14 protein-coding genes are annotated in these 18,685 nt (G+C 36.2%); 2 read left to right on the top strand and 12 right to left on the bottom strand.

From position 1 onward, the window contains the following. The first annotated feature begins 167 nt into the window (after positions 1-167). Together C8C84_RS00765 and C8C84_RS00770 are read left to right on the top strand one after the other, a co-directional pair. Positions 168-1,931 (top strand): aromatic amino acid hydroxylase, encoded by a 1,764-nt coding sequence (locus C8C84_RS00765; RefSeq protein ID WP_121311706.1) that lies wholly within the window; start codon positions 168-170, stop codon positions 1,929-1,931. 61 nt (positions 1,932-1,992) lie between these two features. Further along, positions 1,993-2,301 (top strand): rhodanese-like domain-containing protein, encoded by a 309-nt coding sequence (locus C8C84_RS00770; RefSeq protein ID WP_121311707.1) that lies wholly within the window; start codon positions 1,993-1,995, stop codon positions 2,299-2,301. Positions 2,302-2,344: 43 nt separating this feature from the next. On the opposite strand, the gene C8C84_RS00775 is transcribed toward C8C84_RS00770, so the two are convergent. The 12 genes from C8C84_RS00775 to C8C84_RS00830 all read right to left on the bottom strand — a co-directional run bounded on the left by C8C84_RS00775 (position 2,345) and on the right by C8C84_RS00830 (position 18,553). Continuing rightward, a complete protein-coding gene (locus C8C84_RS00775; RefSeq protein WP_121311708.1) occupies positions 2,345-5,458 on the bottom strand; it encodes a T9SS type A sorting domain-containing protein in 3,114 nt (1,037 codons plus the stop codon). Positions 5,459-5,531: 73 nt separating this feature from the next. Continuing rightward, entirely contained in the window at positions 5,532-6,980 is a 1,449-nt protein-coding gene (locus tag C8C84_RS00780; protein ID WP_121311709.1) for an SUMF1/EgtB/PvdO family nonheme iron enzyme, read from the bottom strand. A 102-nt stretch (positions 6,981-7,082) separates the two neighbouring features. Then, on the bottom strand, positions 7,083-7,730 hold the full coding sequence (locus C8C84_RS00785) for a response regulator transcription factor (RefSeq protein WP_121311710.1): 648 nt from the start codon (positions 7,728-7,730) through the stop codon (positions 7,083-7,085). 248 nt (positions 7,731-7,978) lie between these two features. Continuing rightward, on the bottom strand, positions 7,979-10,000 hold the full coding sequence (locus C8C84_RS00790; protein ID WP_158592536.1) for a sensor histidine kinase: 2,022 nt from the start codon (positions 9,998-10,000) through the stop codon (positions 7,979-7,981). Further along, positions 9,942-11,831: a tetratricopeptide repeat-containing sensor histidine kinase gene (locus tag C8C84_RS00795; protein WP_158592537.1), complete on the bottom strand. Its 1,890-nt coding sequence runs from the start codon at positions 11,829-11,831 to the stop codon at positions 9,942-9,944. The genes C8C84_RS00790 and C8C84_RS00795 overlap by 59 nt, the downstream gene beginning before the upstream one ends. 50 nt (positions 11,832-11,881) lie before the next feature. Continuing rightward, positions 11,882-12,097, bottom strand: coding sequence for a hypothetical protein (locus C8C84_RS00800; RefSeq protein ID WP_147406794.1), 216 nt, complete (start codon positions 12,095-12,097; stop codon positions 11,882-11,884). Positions 12,098-12,255: 158 nt separating this feature from the next. Next, on the bottom strand, positions 12,256-12,786 hold the full coding sequence (locus C8C84_RS00805; protein WP_121311714.1) for a DUF6252 family protein: 531 nt from the start codon (positions 12,784-12,786) through the stop codon (positions 12,256-12,258). 75 nt (positions 12,787-12,861) lie between these two features. Next, complete coding sequence (locus C8C84_RS00810; protein WP_121311715.1) at positions 12,862-14,289, bottom strand: hypothetical protein; 1,428 nt, start codon at positions 14,287-14,289, stop codon at positions 12,862-12,864. 67 nt (positions 14,290-14,356) lie between these two features. Next, complete coding sequence (locus tag C8C84_RS00815; RefSeq protein ID WP_121311716.1) at positions 14,357-16,198, bottom strand: PQQ-binding-like beta-propeller repeat protein; 1,842 nt, start codon at positions 16,196-16,198, stop codon at positions 14,357-14,359. Between the two features lie 26 nt (positions 16,199-16,224). Further along, positions 16,225-16,596 carry a hypothetical protein gene (locus tag C8C84_RS00820; RefSeq protein ID WP_121311717.1) on the bottom strand — a complete coding sequence of 124 codons (372 nt, stop codon included), beginning with the start codon at positions 16,594-16,596 and terminating at the stop codon, positions 16,225-16,227. 76 nt (positions 16,597-16,672) lie between these two features. Then, entirely contained in the window at positions 16,673-17,629 is a 957-nt protein-coding gene (locus C8C84_RS00825) for a GSCFA domain-containing protein (protein ID WP_121311718.1), read from the bottom strand. Positions 17,630-17,755: 126 nt separating this feature from the next. Then, complete coding sequence (locus C8C84_RS00830; RefSeq protein ID WP_121311719.1) at positions 17,756-18,553, bottom strand: hypothetical protein; 798 nt, start codon at positions 18,551-18,553, stop codon at positions 17,756-17,758. Between the last annotated feature and the right edge of the window lie 132 nt (positions 18,554-18,685).

Genomic DNA, 18,685 nt, shown 5'->3' on the forward strand with positions numbered 1-18,685 from the left:
TCCTAGCCCGGATTGCAATGGCATCCTTTTTCTTTGCAAAAGAAAAAGATATAATGGAAAGCCGGATTAAGCTCCTAAAAATATTGCTGTTCAAAGTTTTTTATGATTTTTATCACACTTGTTTGTCCTAAGATTTGTAAATTTACGAACACAACAAAACCAGATTTATGGAAGCCCATTTTGAAAGCAACCCTTTGATTGACAGATTACCAAAGCACTTGAAACAGTTTATCAAACCGCAAGATTATGACGATTACACTCCGATTAATCAGGCTGTTTGGCGTTATGTGATGCGTAAAAATGTAGATTATCTTTCAAAAGTTGCCCATGAATCTTATTTAGAAGGCTTGAAAAAAACCGGTTTGGAAGTGGATAATATTCCGAACATGTATGGCATGAATCGTATTTTGAAAGAAATCGGTTGGGCTGCCGTAGCTGTGGACGGATTTATTCCACCCAATGCATTTATGGAATTTCAAGCGTATAACGTTTTGGTGATTGCTTCAGACATTCGTCAACTAGAACACATCGAATATACTCCGGCTCCGGACATCATTCACGAAGGCGCGGGTCACGCTCCTATTATTGCCAATCCGGAATACGCGGAATATTTGCGTCGTTTTGGGGAAATTGGTTGTAAAGCCATTTCGTCTTCGCGCGATTATGAAATGTATGAAGCGATTCGTTTATTATCTATCCTAAAAGAAGCGGAAGGAACACCTGCCAGCGACATAAAGAAAGCCGAAGACCAAGTCGAGTTTCTGCAAAATAACATGGGAGAACTCTCTGAAATGTCCCGCATCAGAAACCTGCATTGGTGGACTGTAGAATATGGCTTAATCGGAACGGTTGATAACCCAAAAATTTATGGTGCCGGTTTGCTTTCCTCGATAGGCGAAAGTGCTTGGTGCATGACAGACAATGTCACCAAAATCCCTTATGATATTTCGGCAGCAGACCAAAGTTTTGACATTACTAAACCGCAACCACAGTTGTATGTAACGCCTGATTTTGCTGAATTAAGTTTGGTTTTGGAAGAGTTTGCTAACACGATGGCATTGCGTACCGGAGGTTTATCTGGTATTCAAAAATTGATTAATTCCAAGTCATTAGGAACGATTGAATTGAGTACCGGAATTCAGATTTCAGGTTTGTTTACCAATGTTATTGAACATGAAGGAAAACCGGTTTATGTGCAAACTAACGGCAAAACTGCTTTGTCCTATCGTGAAAAAGAATTAGTAGGCCACGGCACACAATACCACGCGGAAGGTTTTGGTTCTCCAATTGGAAAACTAAAAGGCATCAACTTGGCGATTGAAGATATGAGCCCAAGAGATTTAAGAGCTTATGACATTTATGAAGCCGAAAAAGTGACTTTAGAATTTGAAGGCAACATTACCGTTACCGGAGAAATTATTACCGGTTCAAGAAACCTTCAAGGCGAAATCATCATCATTAGTTTTAAAAATTGTACTGTAACACACAACGATATTGTTTTATTCCAACCTGAATGGGGTGTTTATGATATGGCTGTAGGCAAAAAAGTAACTTCTGCTTTTTCAGGTCCGGCTGATGTGAATAGTTTTGACATGGTTAATCATGTACCTTCAAGTCATACTATTAAAGCTAAAAAATCGCCTGAAAGGGAAGAATTAGAAGGCTTATACCTCAACATCCGAAACATTCGCGAAGGAAAACCTGCGGTAATTTCAATCGAAAAAACATTTGATATTCTAAAAGAAAAGCATCCTAATGATTGGTTACTTGGTGTTGAAATTGCAGAATTTTGCGATAAAACCAATAATACTACTTTACTTCATGATGTGTTAGTACAACTCGAAAAAGTAAAACAAAATCGTCCAGAAATTGCCCATTTAATCTCGGGCGGACTGGGGCTTTTTTTAGAAAAAGTAAGTTTACAGCACTAATGTAACCTTTGTTACTGCGAAACAAATCTCAACCAAATACCTTTGCTGAAAAAATTACAATATGGGACTATTAAGCATGTTTGGTTTAGGAAGCAAATCAGAAAGTATTCAAGATTTTGTAAACAAAGCCGCTGTTATTATTGATGTAAGAACCGTTGGTGAATTTCGTGACGGACACATCAAAGGATCTAAAAACATTCCGTTAGACACTATTAACGGTAAATTAAACGAAATCAAAAAATTAGACAAACCGGTCATTGTTTGTTGTCGCTCCGGAATGCGCAGTGCACAAGCAGTTTCAATCTTAAAATCTGTCGGCGTTGAAGTAATTAATGGTGGTGGTTGGCAAAGTTTGGAAAATAAGTTATAAAAAAAGCCACCTTTACAGGTGGCTTTTCCATTTAAATTATTAATTATTTTTTAATCACTTTAACGGTTTTGACATTATCGTCTATTGTTATTCTTATTAAATAGGTACCACTAGCCAGTCTTGACATATCGATTTGACTTTCAGTAGCATTGTTAAACTTGGCGTCAACTAATTGACCAAGTAGATTCACCACTTCAACTTTAGCTATAATACCTGTAAAAGAGATGTTTAAGACATCAACAACAGGATTAGGATAAACCTTTAAATTATTCGCTTCAAATTCTTCTCTTCCCAAACAACCACCTAAAGTCATCGTAACAGCAATTCTAGTTGGACTTTCGCAAGCACCTACCGTTTGCGAACCATAATAAACTGTTCCCGAAACTAATGGTGTTCCTGATGAAACAACATTACCATTTGAAGGCGCATCATACCAAATGACGTTGGCACCAACAACATTGATTAACCCTACTGTTTCACCTGCACAGAATGTTTGATTTGCCAATCCTGTCGGAGCATCAGTTGGAACAATCGAAGCGGTAACTGCCACTCGTGATGATGTACAAGTTCCATTCGTTGCTTCTACATAATAATTTGTAGAAACAGAGATACTTGGTGTGGTAAAGCTAGTACCTGTTCCTACCAAATTCCCTAATGTTGGTGCATCATACCAATTTAAAGTTCCTAAATTAGCAGTTGCATTCAAGGTCAAAGTTCCTGTATCACATCTGCTTCCCGGAGTTGTTGATGTTATTGTTGCCACAATATAAACAGTAGCTGTCACAGTAGTTCGCGCAGAAGCACAAGTGCCATTTACTACTTCAACATAATAAGGTGTTGTCATGCCTAAAACAGGAGTAGTAAAACTTCCACCTGTAGCAACTAGTGTACCGCCAGTTGGAGCATTATACCAATTTATTGTTCCGACATTTGCCGTTGCTTGTAATGTTACTGAACCATTTCCACATCTACTTGCCGGAATGGTCGAAAGTAATATTGGCTGTTCATTTACAGTGGCAGTAACCGCAGTTCTAACCAAAGAAGTGCAACTCGCATTAATGGCTTCCGCATAATAATTTGTCGTCACAGATAAACTTGGTGTGGTAAAATTTGAACCTGTTCCTACTAAGTTTCCTAATGTTGGCGCATCATACCAATTAACTGTTCCCGAAGAAAAAGTAGCCGATAACGTTACCGAACCATTGCCACATCGTGAAGCCGGAGTTGAAGATGTATTTGTAGGTCTGTTGGTCACTGTTACTTCCACCGCCGTTCTTCCTGATGAACAATTTCCATTAATGGCCTGCGCATAATAAGTAGCAGTAGCTCCCAAACTTCCCAAAGAATAATTACTACCGGTTGCCAATAACGTTCCTCCCGCAGGTAAATTATACCAGTTTACAGTTCCTGCACTTGCTGTAGCAACAATTGTAAATGAGTCGCCACTACAAATACTCATTGGAGTTGTTGACGTAATCGTTGGACTGTTATTAACTGTGGCAACAACCAAAGTTCTTGCAGAAGAACAAAGACCATTTACCGCTTCCACATAATAATTTGTTGTTGCAGCTATACTAGGAGTCGTAAATGAATTTCCGGTGCCAACTAATGTTCCTAATGTTGGTGCATTGTACCAATTTAAAGCCCCAACACTTGCGCTTGCTTGTAGAGTTACTGTACCGGCATCACATCGGCTGTTAGGTGTAGTGGAAATAATAATTGGCGTAGCATTTACTGTTGCTGTGACTGCTGTTCTTACAGAATTACAGATACCCGAAGTAGTTTCAACATAATAAATAGTAGTTGCTGAAATACTTGGCGTTATAAAAGTGGTTCCGGTTCCAACTAAATTTCCTAATGTAGGTGCATCATACCAATTTAAGGTTCCACCAGAAGCTGTTGCTTGCAATGTTAAAGTTCCTGAATCACATCTACTCGCTGGTGTTGTTGAAGTTACGCTTGGAACCGAATTAATCGTAGCTGTAACTGCAGTTCTTGGCGATGTACAGAAACCATTCGTCACTTCAACATAATAAATTGTTGTTGTAGTGAGGCCAACTAAATTCAACGTGCCACCTGTGGCAAGCAGGGTTCCGTTTGTTGGTAAATCATACCATCTTATGGTTCCTGTTGTTGCTGTAGCAGTTAACGAAATATTACCTGTTCCACATCTGGCGGCAGGGGTTGTAGCAGTCAATGAAGGAGTAGAATTTACCGTTGCAGTAACTGAAACTCTTGTTGACGTACAAGAACCAACCACTGATTCTACATAATAAATGGTAGTGGTTGAAATACTCGGCGTGGTAAAACTTGTGCCTGTTCCTACTAAGTTACCTAATGTTGGTGCATCATACCAATTTAAGGTTCCTATCGTAGCCGTTGCTTGTAAAGTTACTGTACCGGCATCACATCTACTCACTGGAGTTGTAGTACTAATTACAGGAACAGCAGTTACTGTTATATAATTAGTAAAAGTAACGTTGTCACCGCCATTGTAATTGGTAGCAGTAAATGTTACTGCATAAGTCCCTGCAGTGTTGTATGTAACCGTTGGATTTTGTGCTGTTGATGTTGCTGGTGTTCCACCTTCAAAAATCCAACTCCACACAAATGGTATATTCGTAGAGGTATCTGTAAACGTTACGGATTGACCTACGCACAAGGCCGTTGTAGAAGCAGTAAAACTTGCTACTGGCGGTTGTGTTGGGCAAATTGGTGCCGTAACATCCATAGTGTAGCCATCGCCATCTCCTCCAAAATAAGCATAGAAATGTGGGGGAAATGCACAAACTGAATTCTCTATAGTTTCTACTCCGGCACCATCATTATCACCTCCCATGTAGGCATAGAAAGAAGGCGGAATTCCACAGGCAATTGCGCTTAATTCTTCTGTTCCTGCACCATCATTAATCCCACCCATATAGGCATATTGAGATGGCGCAGTTCCACACGCTGTTGTACTTAATTCTTCAACACCTGAACCATCATTAATTCCTCCAAAATAGGCATAAAAATGCGCTGGAATTGAACAACTGGCTCCACTTAACTCATTAATTGTAGCTCCGCCGGAGTTTCCTCCGTTATATTGAGCAAATGTGTTAAACTGTGTCAAAAGAAATGTTAAGCAAACAACTAAATATATTTTTGTTGTTTTCATCTAATTTGATTTTAAATTATTATAATTCATTTTATTACATTTCAGAAATCGAAATGCACATCAAATCAGAATGTTATCTTACGCCACGTCCGCCATAAGTATAATTTCTGGCAGCATTTGTAGTACTGGCATAAGTTCTATCAGAAGTTCTAACATTAGTTGCCACATTAACATAATCTCCTCCTCTTTGTCCTATACCCGTTGCTGTTGTAACTGAAGGCCAAGTTGCCTGATTAGCATCTCCTATTGAAGTTAAAGTTCCGTCTCCAAGTGTTCCATTAAAAGCAGTTCCAGATGCATTAGCAACACATACTGTTCTCTCAACAACATTTCCTCCCATTTCCATTGCTCCATAATAAGAAGCACCTGCGGAAGATCGCCCAGAAGAAGCAGTTGCAAAAACACCCACTTTCAATGGACCATACGCTCCACTTGAAGTTCCTAAAGCGTGAGCACATCTTCCATTCAAAACAGTATTTGCCATTTCATTTGGCTGCAATGGATTAATAACTGTAGTACTGTAATAAGGATTAATGTTAGTATCTCCCCATGGATATTCACCAGACACACGAGGTGTTATACCACGGCAAATTTTTTCAAATTCCAACTCTGTCATTGGTCTTAAAGCCGACCAATCTAAATAAGCTGCTAAATCTGCCCAGCTCAAATTGTTCATGGCTACACTTTGTCCGTCATTATTATTGTTGACCACATTAGCAGTGGCATCACAAGCAAAAATAGCCGGAATTGCAGCATTATTCCCTGGTGTTTCAATTACGATTCCGTTTCGGTAAGCATAACTACCAAAAGCAACATACGTTCCCGAAGCACTCGTTGGATCTGAGGTAACTCTTGACTGTTGTTGCGCAAAAGTTAATGAGTTTAAAAATTCAACATATTGTAATTGAGAGATTTCATATTTCATCACATAAAATGAATTATATCCCATTGGAAAAGTTGCCGGCACTGGTGGTCCGCCACCTCCGATTACTGAAGAAGTTACTCCCGCAGATTGAGTAGTAGCCGTAACACTTATACTGTTAAATGTTGCTACACTCAAACCATCTCCAATTTCGAAAGCACTTTGAGGTACGTTTACCATTTCAATTCCAAAAACTTTATAATTATATGTTCCTGCCGGAATAGTCATTTTTAATGTAATACTTGTTGCAGAAACATTACCGCCACCGATAGCACTTCTTCTAATGAAAACGCCTTTTCCGTCAGTTACTGGATCTACTTGCAACGGCGAAGCTGCCGAATGATCCCCTGCAACCGAACTTAAACCTGCATGCGCCCACAAACGTGTGTTACAATCCTGAAATTTGACAAATACCCATACGGCATCCCAATTAGCCGGAGCAACACTGGCATTCCAACTGTTTTCCCAACTGATATTGAAAGTAATATTTGAACCCGAAACGGACGTTCCCGTAATCTCGACGTTATTTGCTTTACTATTGAATGCCAATAAAAAAAATAGTGCCGTAACCATTTTCGAAAAATAATTTTTTGATTTCATTGTATTTATATTTTTATGTTATGAGACAAATCTACCTTGCCTTTAAACAAAAAAAAATACGACAGTTGCCGTATTTTAAGAAAAATATTCTTTCAATTTACTTTAAATCAAATTGTTGTTCTTGGCTTTTTGAATCGCTTCGAGTTTATTATGCACCTGCAATTTGGTATAAATATTCTCAATATGCTTTCTAACGGTTGATGGTGAAAGATAAAGATTGTCGGCAATTATATTGTAGTTTAATCCTTTGCTGAGTTGTTCTAAAACCTCAACTTCTCTTGTGGTTAGTTTAATTTCTTGTTCCGATTTTTGTTCAAAATCAACCGGATTTCTTAGTAATTTCAATGTTTTCAAAGCAATAGAAGGATTCATAGCGGCGCCACCATTTAAGGTTTCTATAATGCCTTGATGTAATTCTTTCGGATTGACTTCTTTGAGCAAATAACCGTCTGCTCCGGCTTTGATGGCATTGAAAATATTTTCATCGTTATCAAAAACCGTCAGCATAATGATTTTAATTTGAGGGTATTTGGTTTTGATGATTTTGGTAGCTTCGATTCCGTTACAAACGGGCATTTCGATATCCATCAAAATCAAATCGATGCATTTATTGACCTCTAATTTTTTCTGCAAATCAATGCCGTCGATGGCCGTAAATTTTAAAATCAAATCGTCAAAAAAAGATAGCTTTTCAGCAACTGCTTTTTGTAAAAAAACATTATCGTCTACTATGGCTATTCTTGTTGACATGGCTTGAGATTGTATAACAAATTTGGTTATTTTTTTTCAAGTAACATACTGATTTGCAAAAAAAGTCCTTTTCAAACCAGTGATTTAGCTTGAATAAATCCCAGAATGAAAAGGACAACAATAAAAACAACCTAAGTGTTTTTTTCTTTGAAAAATCAATACCACTTGATTAGTCAAATTTGACCATTTAAAAGGATAAAAAAAATACGTCAAATGACGTATTTATCTTAGACCGTTGGATTCAGAATTTAATGCTTTTCCAACTTTATACTTATAGCTGTTCCTTTATCTACACTTGATTTTATATCAAATAAACCACCGATATCAGCAATGCGTTTTCGCATATTATTGATGCCGTTTCCGAATTCTGTGTTTCCTATCTCAAAGCCTTTTCCGTCATCTATTATAGTAATTAAAACATCTATTTCAGTTGGTTGAATGCTTATAGCAATACTTCTTGCATTCGCATACTTGATACTGTTGTTAATGGCTTCTTGAATCGTTCTGTACAAATTCATTCCTTCAACAGAAGTGAATTTTATTTTTTTTAGTGAGTGATTAACTTCAAAATTGAATTGAATATTTTCCTTTGCTTCTTGTGCTTTGTCAATAAAATTATGGATTCTGGCTTGTAAATCTTCAAAAGTGATTTCGCTCTTGTTCATTGCCCAAATCGTATCTCGTAGCTCAATAATCGTCGATTTTGCAAAATTACTAATACCGGAAAGTTTCGAATCCAGCTTGTCATTTTGAATGTCAAAAGCATATTTAATATTGTCGACAGAGGAAATAATAAAAGTCAATTGCGACCCAATATTATCATGCAAATCTCTGGAAATATCAAGACGCTGTTCTTGTAATTTGTTTTGGGTTTCAATTTTGGCTATTGCCGATTTGAGTTCAAATTCTTGTTCTTGTTGTTTGTTTTTGAGCTTTTGTTGGCGATAAACCAAATAAACAATGATTAATAATGCCAATGAAATTAAGCCTAAAATCAAAAACTGGGTTTCTTTTTTTCTGATTTCCAATTCGCGCGTAGCAATTTCGGCTTTTGATTTTTGGAGTAATCTTTCTTTCTTTTCGGTTTGGTATTTGGTTTCTAATTCGGTCGTTTGTTTTTCGACTTTACTGAGTAATAATTGTTCATTTAAAACCGCCAATTTGTCCAAATAATAGTCAACGCTGTCGGGTTTGTTTAAATAAGCATAAACAGTGATTAAAGATTTGTAGTTCTTCTGTAGTTTTTCGTTGTGATTGGTTTGCTCAAAAAATGGTTTGGTGGTCAATAACAACTTTTTGGCTTTCTCATATTTTTTGTTCCTGGCAAATTCTAGAGCCAAATTCAAATCGAAATTGGCTTTGTCTAAATTGGAATTGAGTTCTTCTCTGACTTCTTTTGACTTTTGATAGAGTGCCAAAGCATCTTTAGACTTTTTTTGTTCCGATTTGATAGAAGCAATGTTGTTAAATCCACTCGAAATCCCTTTTTTGTTACCAACAGCCGTGCAAGCTTTTACACTTTTGTCATAAAACTTCAAGGCGTTAATCGTGTCTTGCATGTGCAAATAAACATTCCCGAGGTTCAAACAAGAAACACATAATTCTTCCTTAAAATCATTTTTTTCTTGATACTGAATTACATCGCTGATGTATTGCAACGCTTTTGGATAGTTCTTTAATTTGAGATGAATCAGACCGATGTTGCCTTTGATAATACTCGTGTTTTTTTCGTCTTTTGTATTTTCAAAATAGGCTAAGGCTTCTAAAAAAGAAGTCATAGCTTGCTTATACTGATGTGTTTTTTCGTAGATATTGGCTAAATTATTATTGATTTTAGCTAAGCCTTTCTGATCATTTCTGAGTTTTCTGATTTTGTATGCTGATAAATAATTGGTTTTCGAATTGACAAAATCACCTTTGATAAAATAAACCGCCCCTATATCGCTGTAAACCTGCGCCATTAAGGTCGAATCATTTAATTTCTTGGATTCAACAGCTGCTTTTCCACCATAATGTAACGCAGAATCAATGTCGATTTTAGAATAGTACCAAGTCAAATCAGAATAGATGGTTGCGGTTCTTTTGGCATCCGGATTGGCTTTTAAATCTTTCTTTAAACCATCAATAACATTTTGAGCATTTTGCGCCCTAACCGATATTGAAATCAGGAACAAAAAGAATAAAACCAAACCTTTTTCCATGTTCTTAAACTTATAATAATATGCTGATTTTGGTTCCTGAACTTGAACTTTGCAGTTCGAATTTTCCATTGATTTCGGCGATTCGCTTTTGCATATTGAGCAAGCCATTTCCTTTTTCTGTGGTGTTTAAATCGAAGCCATTTCCGTTATCTTCAATGGTAATTTGGATGTTGTCCTCGGATTTTTTCACTTGAATTTCAATCTTTTCGGCATCGGCATATTTAATGCTGTTGTTGATGGCTTCCTGAATAGTTCGATAAATATTCATGCCTTCAATGGAAGTGAATTGACGCTCTTTTAATTCGGCATCGACTACAAAATTGAATTGAATTTCGTTCTTTGCTTCTTTGGCTTTATCGATAAAATTGTGGATTCGAGTTTGCAAATCTTCGAAGGTGATTTGGCTTTTATTCATTGCCCAAATTGTATCACGAAGCTCTATAATGGTGGATTTGGCAAAATCGCTAATCCCGGAAAGTTTCTTGTCGAGTTTGGCATTTTGAATATCAAAAGCATATTTGATATTGTCTACCGAAGAAATAATAAACGTTAGTTGCGAACCAATATTATCGTGCAAATCTCTGGATATTGTTAATCGTTGTTCTTGTAACTTGTTTTGGGTTTCAATTTTGGAAATCGCCGATTTGAGTTCAAACTCTTGCTCTTGTTGTTTGATTTTTAGCTTTTGTTGGCGGTAAACCAAATAAATAATACACAACAATGCCAATGAAATTAACCCAAGAATTAGGAATTGGGTGTTCTTGTTTTTGATTTCCAATTCTCGTTCTATAACTTGTGCTTTGGACTGTAAGAGCTGTTTTTCTTTTTTCTCATTTTGGTATTTGGCCTCCAGTTCAGAAAAGGTTTGGGCGCGTTCTATGTCAAAAACTGAATCCCTAATATTGATATAACGTTCTTGATCAAGAACGGCTTTAGACAAGTTATTTCTTTTCTTGTTGAACTGTGCTCTGTGGTAATAAAAATCTCTTAATTTCTCCGCATTTTTGCTTTTTTCAGCATATTCACGAGCCGTTTCAAATAATTTTTCTGCCCTATTAAAATCATCCAATTCATAGGCTATGGTTGCCAAATTAGTATAATTGGTTGCTCTTGTGTAATAATAATTTCCGTCTTTAATACCATTATTGATTTCAAAGTTCTTATCATTGATTTTAAGAGCTGTGCTAATCCATTTTTGAGCTTCTTTGTATTTTTTTTGCTTCAACAAAGTATTCCCGATATTATTGTAGGTTTCACCAATATGAAGTGTATCTTTTCCTTTATAGTATTTGAATACTTTTTTGTGGTAAAAAAGCGCACTATCAGGTTTGTTCCAATCATCAAAATTGATGGCGATAGCATTTAATGAATTGCTAATCATACTTGGGTCTTTCTTTTTTTGACTTTCCCAGTATTTTAAAGATTTTTTGCCATAGAAAATACCTTTTTCATAACTTTCAAAATCGTGATAGGTTAATGATAAATTGGCGTTAAAAAAAGCTATCCAGTTGTTCTTTTTTTCTTTTTCTGCTACTCTGATGCCTTTGAGAGAATAATCTATTGCTTTGTCATACTGACCTTGCTTTCTGTATACTTTAGAGAGATTGTTGTAAAGTGTCAAAAGCGAATTTAAATCGCCATTTAGTAGAAGTTTCTCCGCTTTTAAACCATAAACTATCGAGCTGTCTAATTGGTTATAATCACAACAACGGGCATTTTTACAAAAATAGTATTGTGCTTCATCGGCTGTGTTTTTAATGCTTTTCTTGGCTACTTTAAAATAGTAGTCGGAGGAATCCTGCGAAGTAAATGCTTTGATCAGTATTTTTTGAATATCTTGAGCATTTGTCTCAAACGAAAACAGCAATGCAATGATTGTGAAGTAGTAAAATTTTTTCATCCGGAGATTGTATAGCATAAATGTATTAAAAATGTTAAAATTTTCAATGGCTAAATCTCTTTTTTTGGATACAAATCTTCCAAGAGTTGATAATTTAACTCGAAAACATTTTTGCTCAAAGCGACATTGACTTCTTTCATCTTTATTTTTAAATCATCTGAAAGTTGGAGCTGAATTGATTGCTTTTGGTGTTCACTATTTAATTCAATGATAAATTCCTCTAAAGGTTTTAGCTTAGATTGAAACTCATTTCGCTCTGAGAGCATCTTGTTTCTCAGATAGAAGATGAGCCCAATTTGAATTAAAAAAACGAGTATTAGAAAAAAAGTCATACTGAGTCGAATATAAATTTCAAAATTCGGTTAAAAAGAAGCCAAAAAAAATACGGCGTTTGCCGTATTTTCATATGAGATGTTTCTATGAATTAGTTTTGGAAATTCACATTGAATGCCCCATTAGTCACTGCTTTCGTATCAGTTCCGTTTTGGTTTTTACCGGTAAAGTTGAATGTTCCTTTTACATTAGTATCGCTTATTTCACTGATGGTAATAGAACCTACTACACCTGAATCCTCATAAGGAGCTGCCCAAGTTGGCGAATTCATAGGATTACTTTGGTTAAGCTCTGTATAACTTGCAACAGCAGAAATAGCTGCATCATCGCTGATTTCAAAAGTTCCCGGCTGACCGTTAGTTCCGTTAAGAATCAATTGAATTGCCTTGCCCTGCGCTGTACTGCCTTGAACAATAATAGTGGTTGTTCCGCCTGCAACGATTTTTTGGGCAAAGGTTGCTACTTCCATAGAGCTAAAACTGGAACCCGCTACTTTGGCTTTTACTTGTCCTAACGATGCATTTCCACCTCCGCCACCGCCATCATCGCTTCCGCTGCATGATGATAATAAAGTAGCCAATGCCACTGTTAAAACGATTCCGAATTGTTTAATTGTTTTCATAATATTTAAAGTTAAAGGTTATTACTGCAAATTTTCACTTTTATCAAATGGCAAACAATAAGGCATTTGTCGTATTTAGTTAGTTTTCATCAAATTGGCTTTTGGAACACTTACATATTTTAAAACATTGGTTTCATTTTCACTAGAGATGAAATACAGCACTTCATTTTTTTCGTCATAAAAAGGTAATCCGTCAAAATCTGTGGTATTCACTTTACTACCAAGATTGATGGGTTCCGACCAATTTTTCCAAGTCTCATCTAATCGATAAGAAACAAAAATATCATAACTACCAAAAGCGCTGAATCCGTCGCTGCTAAACAACATCGTTTTGTTATCAGACAGCAATTGGCACATCCCTTCATCAGCCGCTGAATTGATTACTTTGCCCATATTTTGCAATAAGCCATAATTACCGTCTTCTTTTTGTTGTGCGAAATACAAATCGCTGGCGCCTTGAGAAAAATCGGTTTCAATACCCATAATTAAAATCTTTCTGTCAGCAGTTAGAAAAGCCTCTGCTGTTTCGTCATAATTGTTATAAGCTGTCACTTTTACTGGTTCCAAAGCTTCATAATTTCCATTATTGATTACAAACAATTCAAACCCGGTTTCTGTCGTACCCTTGGTATAGCGATTACCACCTTTTAACAAATAATGAGTTCCAATAGATTTTACGTGATTATAACGTTCTCCGGTATTGAGCGAAGATTCTAGTTGCTTGTTAGCCCATTGTCCTGAAGTATTTCTGGTAAAAGAAAAAATCTCATTTTTCACCTCACTGATTCCGGTTACAAAAAGTTTTAATCCATCACAAGACACCGATGGACTAGTGGGAACAATATCCGGTAATTGTAGTGTTTTGGCAGTTGATAAACTTTCAAAAGCCGCTGTAGTATTGACTGTAGGTTGAATTGGTGTTTCAGTATCGGAAATCCCGATAGCATCAACTTCTTTTTGTCCCGGTAACAAAGCAAAATTAAATTCCACGCGAACCGCCACAACACCTGAAACTGCTTCGTCTAGAATAGCATATTCTACTCCTGGATTAATAACATCCGGGCTTTCCTGAATCTTTCTTCTTTTGCGTTTGAAATAGTAGTTTCTGTCTGCCGGAATAGTCGCTTTGAACATTACCGTTTTATAATTGGGCCTTCTCGACCAAACACGTTTGTATTTTCCTGATCCGTCATCAACAGAAATACTTACAACACAACCTGCATTTAGATTCTCAAAAACAGCAACCTGTTTTACAGTCTGCGGCTTTTCGAAACCAACTTGCACCCATTCATAACCATCCAAAGCATTTTTGGGCGTCCAAGCATTTGGGCTACTGCCACCTTGAGGAAAAGCATCGGGCTTTCCTAAAATTCTTTTAATCCCATGCTGTTTACCTCCTAAATCTGATGAAAATTTAATTAGTTTATTGGCCCATTGCACTTGTTGCGCATTGGCAGAATAAAAGACTAATAAGAATGAATAAAGAAATAGTATTTTTCTCATAATGATTGTTATTTAAAATAGAAAGGACCGCAACGAATTGCAGTCCCAACCAACTTCCTCAAAAAACTCAATTGTTAACTTTAATTTTTTCTACTTTTTTTCCTTTAAAAGCGAAGATGAATTCACCATCATCTGAAATATCGATACCGGCGCCATATTTTGGGCTTCCGCCTTTACCCTTAGATTGAACAGAACCTTTGGTTTCTCCATTGGTCATATCAATACCATAGATAATATTTTTGCTGTTTCTTTGATCTCTCAAATAGTAATTTCCTTCAATCTCATAGAAATAATCTACACCTCTTATCTTTTCTGTAGCATAAACTCTTGAACCGTCTTTTTTATTATAAGACGCTAATCCTTTTTCGGAAAGTACAACTACTTTATCTCCAAAATCGATAACATCAGTTGCTTTTCCAACTTTAGCATCGTTGTGTTTTACATCAAATAATTGATTTCCTGAAGCAATATCATAACCATAAAATTCATCTCCGTCACCTACAAATAATGTTTTATCATTTTCGAGAATAAAATCGGTAATACGTTTGTCAAATTTCTCAGAACGCCAAGCTGTTTTTCCGGTTTTGTCATCCAAACACAATACAGAGTTTTTTTGCGCTTTATAATCCCAGTAGATATAAGGAACCCATTGTTTCATGGAACCGCCACCAAAACCGCCAAGTGCCATTCCGGCTGAGAAGCCATTGGAAACTTCTTCTAATCTGAACTCCTGAACTTGGACTTTTCCACCAACTTGAACTAAAACTTTGTCTCCTGATTTATAAATATTCGGCATACAAAATGAACCCGTGATTTTCTCTGAAGCCCAAAGTAATTTTCCTGAAGCCAAATCGTGTTTTTCAACATACTTAGTTCGGTCTCTGGTTCCCAAGATTACAATGTAAACTGCATCGTCTGTAAACAAAGGATCCGCTATAGTTCTGTATATCTTAGAACGTTTTCCACCGCTGAACATTCCTCCTCCGGCGCCCTTCATGTCATTCTCATAAGTCACTTCCCAAAGTTTTTGTCCGTTATTGATGTTGTAAACCTGCAATCCATCTAAGTACATGTATAATTTATCCTCTTTAATCCATAAATCGACAATCGCTCTGCGAGTAACCAATTCTTTTTCGATAGTTCCGAGAAAAGTTGCATCCCAAAGAATATCTCCATTAGTAGCATTAATCTTTACCAATTGATTCTTAAAACCGGCAAATAAAGCACCAAGAGCGGTTGGTTTAAAATTAATCATGATGATTTCGTTTCTTTTACCATCATAAATATATTTGCCGACACCACCTTTGAAACGATTGGTTTCCCAAACTTTTTCTCCTGTGTTGGCTTTAACCAAAATCACAGAAGCCTTTTGTGAAATTAAAAAAGCATCTAATTCGAAAATGTACTTAACCGTTTCCAATTCGCCTTCGTCAGAACCTTCTTTTGCAGCAGTTCCTTTAGGAATAAGATTTTGGTATTCTTCTGAATTCCATAGCTCTTTCCCAGTGGCAACATCAAGGACTGCAACCCTATCCGTTCCTAATTTTCTTTCGTCAAAGAGAAATAAATAACCGCCTTTCCCCTTGCCTTTGTGGATAATGTATTGGTAATCACATTTGTTGGTTTTATTGGTTGTGATTTTTTTGTAATCACCACTCCAAACTTGTTTTCCATTGACATCTAATACCGTAGCAGAATTATCATCTGTTGCTAAAACATATTCTCCTCCGTTTACAGCCACTGCTAATTGCGTCGCTTTGTTGTCAAATTCTGATTCCCAAACGGTACCAAAACTTCCTGATTTTTTTCCGGCGCCTTTGCCTTTACCCATTAATTTACCAAACTGGGCGTTTGCCGGTAATGTGATGGCTAGAGAGAGCATCAGCATTACTAAAGTAATTTTCTTCATGACTTATTGTTTTTATTGTTATGGTGTTAAAATGTAATCGTGTAACGAATTTTATATCGCTGTTGTTTTTGCAATTTGAATTTGAATTTGTGGTCTAAGATGTAGCCCGACATGAAATTGATAAAATCGATATTCTTGATGTCGCTGTCTACTTTGAAGAAGGAAGAAACCTTCCCGTTTTGCACTACGCCAATATCTACGACCATTGTGCCTTTGACGTCTGCGTATTTTTTGCTTTTCTTTTTTTGGAAATCGTCTGCTTGAAAAACCTCATCAATTTCCTTAGTCACGGTTTCAGTCACCGCTTCTTCATCTGTTAGTACCGGTTTTTGTGCCAATACATTTTGAGTAGACAACAAGAGAAATGTGAATACTAATAATGCCTTAATTGTTTTCATGGTTTTAGGTTGTTAAATACATAACAAACCTATTGCGAAATACTGAAGAAGGAAATACGGCAAATGTCGTATTTTGTTAAAATTGGATGTACGGGAACCGTTCTTGAAGTTTGATAATCTTTTGATTAAGAGAAGTTAAGAACAGCTGATGAGCTGAAGTGTTAGGATTAAAAGGACGATGGGCTAATCCTTTTTGAATGTTGCAAACTTCTTGCATCGTGTCAAAATATTTTGAATCAACATAATTTTCGAAAAAACGTATCCAAATATAATCGATCGCGGCTTGGCTTGGATGCAACATGTCATCAGCATAGAATCGATAGTCACGAAGTTCGTCCATCATGATTTCGTAGCTAGGAAAGTAGCACTTCGACAAGCTCAGTGTGACATCTGCAAGAAGATTATGTATGGCGGTAATGAGATGCGCTTTGCTGCGTTGGTTTTCAGGGAAACCGTCTTTGATATGTCGTACCGGTGAAACCGTGAATATAAAACGACAATCGGGATTGACTTTTTGAATTAAGGAGATTGTATTCTGAATTGATTTCTGAATGATTTCAGGCGATAGGATTTCTTTGGCAAATTCTTTTTGCGGTACTTTATGACAGTTGGCTACAATTTCATTAGTCAGATTATGTCGGTAAACCCAAGAAGTTCCATAAGTAATGATGATGTGGCTCGCTTGAATTATTAGATGGTTAGATTGTTGGATTGTTAGATTTAGTCTTTCTAAGAACTCCTTTTTGTCAGGATGACTCAACTCTGAATGGACATCGTAGCAATGCCACAAATCATTGTGAAAGAAAATATCAACTTCCGTAAACAGTCTTTGATTCACTATTCTTTCCACCAACTTCTCAATCGAAACCGGATTGAAAATTATTCCAAATGGATTGGTTGTCATTTGGAATTTAAAATAATTGAACTTTTCTCCCATATTCTCGGCAAAGCACGATCCAAGAGACAATATTTTAGAGTTATAATCTATTGGATATTCATAAGCGGCAACAGGAACTTTGGTGGTGAAATTCATTTATTTTTGATTTGTTTACTTCGTCTGTTCGTTATCACTCGGGTCAAAAGTACAAAATCTGAATAAAAAAACCCTTTCATTGACAGTTGAAAGGGTTTTGGGTTTGATTATGGTGTTTGATCTAATTTATTTATAATATTCGAAATTGTAGCTGAAAGGTCCCGGAGAAGTTTCTGAAGAATATCTTGTCAAAGGATAATTATTTTCATCGTATACCAATTCGAAATCTACTTGCGAACTTTGAACCGTTGCAAAATAAGTTGTTACTTTTTTAAGGTTTTTAGTAATTCCATATCTTCCATCGCTGTCGTAAGTATGCAATTTAATTTTATCCATTCCGGTTACATTGCGCATCGGGTTATTGGCTGCATCATACTCGAAATCCATTGCCGTTTGTGATATTGAACCGGTAAATTCAATTCGTACGATATCATTATTTTCAATGAAGTACTTTTCACTAACTGCAGTAAGTGTTGTTTGGCTTTCCAAAGTTCCGGTATAATTTAAAGCATCAACCGTTCCATTTGAATTATAAGTGAATACCATTTTTGTAGCAGTACTGTTCTGTAAATTCAATTTAACAACTTGTTCCAATTGATTATTGGCGTTATAAGTAAAAACTGTACTGAAAGTATTTTGATTGCTACCGTTAAAAGTTTTAATCTCAGTAATTAATTCACCAGTGTAAAAGTATTTATCATAACCTGTTTGAATACCAGGCGTATGAATTTCGTAGTTCACCTTTGTCAACTTTCTTCCGCTGTAACTAAAATTATAGACTCCGTGATTGCCCATCACATCAGATTCCATCTTTTTTAGCAATACAACACTAGTATCCGGCTGATTTCCATTATCATCCGAAGAACATGAAGTAAACGTTAAAACTAAAAGGGAAACTAAAAGAATTTGTATAACTTTTTTCATAATTGCATTAGTAGTTTATCATATCAACTTGCTGGGGCTTTGTTAATACGGCTCAAATGTAAATAAGCACTTCCCAAACCAAAAAAACATTCGATATACTACTAAAATATCTGTTGTTTAGCACTTTTTGAC

Source organism: Flavobacterium sp. 102 (assembly GCF_003634615.1).
In the GTDB taxonomy this organism is placed as follows: domain Bacteria; phylum Bacteroidota; class Bacteroidia; order Flavobacteriales; family Flavobacteriaceae; genus Flavobacterium.